The organism is Xenorhabdus sp. Sc-CR9 (genome assembly GCF_963897815.1).
GTDB lineage: Bacteria > Pseudomonadota > Gammaproteobacteria > Enterobacterales > Enterobacteriaceae > Xenorhabdus.
In genome coordinates this window covers 1-397 of the sequence record NZ_CAWQTY010000128.1, presented here as the reverse complement: position 1 = coordinate 397, position 397 = coordinate 1, and the positions used below count along the sequence as shown (strand labels likewise).

Sequence of the window (397 nt, the reverse complement as noted above, 5' to 3'; positions counted from 1 at the left end):
GACCGGCGGCGCTGGTACTGTGGCGTTCTATGTGTCTGTGTCTGGCTGCTGTGTTGCCGGTGTGTCGGTCTCACCGGTACTGCGTTGCTGTTCGGTTCGTGCGTCGCCGCGCGGGGCGGCTGTCGCGTTGATGCTGGTGGTGGCGGTGCTTCGGCTGCCCGGCGGGCAGCCGAAGAAGCCGAACAGCAACGTTTAACGGAAGAAACTGCCCGCCGGGCAGCCGAAGAAGCCGAACAGCAACGTTTAACGGAAGAAGCTGCAGCGTGCTGAACCAACCGTGAGGACAGAACCGAGTTGACTGACCAACCCCCGCGTATCGGCGCTGACACGCGAATCTGTGTGGTTGACCGCAGACGAACACACAATATCGTCGTCAGACTGAAGCAACGACTGCGCA

1 pseudogene is annotated in these 397 nt (G+C 61.5%); it reads left to right on the top strand.

What is annotated here, in order from left to right:
* Positions 1 to 270 (top strand): annotated as a pseudogene (locus AACQ81_RS06185) (hypothetical protein); the annotation flags it as partial.
* Positions 271 to 397 lie beyond the last annotated feature (127 nt).